The sequence below is a fragment of the Desulfovibrio sp. TomC genome, from assembly GCF_000801335.2.
GTDB lineage: Bacteria > Desulfobacterota > Desulfovibrionia > Desulfovibrionales > Desulfovibrionaceae > Solidesulfovibrio.
Genome location: NZ_JSEH01000320.1, coordinates 1 through 472 on the forward strand (window position 1 = coordinate 1; position 472 = coordinate 472).

Consider the following 472-nt stretch of genomic DNA (forward strand, 5'->3'; position numbering starts at 1 on the left):
AGATCAGTAAGCGTCAAAAGAGGCCCTTCTTACGCCTCTTGAGTTTTCTGTCATGGTTTGCCCCACAGGAGGGACAGCCATGGCAACATCAGCAACGGAGCATAGATCCGAGAAGGCGGCGTATTGGGCTGGATATTTTGAGTCTTGGCGAGGCAGTGGCCTGAGCCAGGGGGCTTACTGCCGGCGGCATGGCCTTTCCCAAAGTTCATGGGGCTATTGGCGGAAGCGTTTGGCGAGATCGGCCGACGAAGAGGCAGCGCCTTGCTTCGCAATCGTCCCTGTGCCGCTGTCCGCGTCGCCCCAGGCGAACATGGCAACCGCGCCTGAACCGATGCTGGTGCACGTGGGCAACGCCTTTCACATCGAGATCAGAGGCGACTTCGCCGCGCCGGTGCTGGAAAAGCTTGTCCGCACGCTGGTGCGGCTATGATGCTGCCGGCAAACGACGTTCGGGTTTACTTGGCCCTGGGGG

At 60.4% G+C, this 472-nt stretch carries 1 protein-coding gene; it reads left to right on the plus strand.

Features of this window, described 5'->3' with window-relative positions:
- Positions 1 to 79 precede the first annotated feature (79 nt).
- Positions 80 to 430, plus strand: a complete 351-nt coding sequence (tnpA, locus tag NY78_RS25960) for an IS66 family insertion sequence element accessory protein TnpA (protein ID WP_043641840.1) — start codon at positions 80 to 82, stop codon at positions 428 to 430.
- Positions 431 to 472 lie beyond the last annotated feature (42 nt).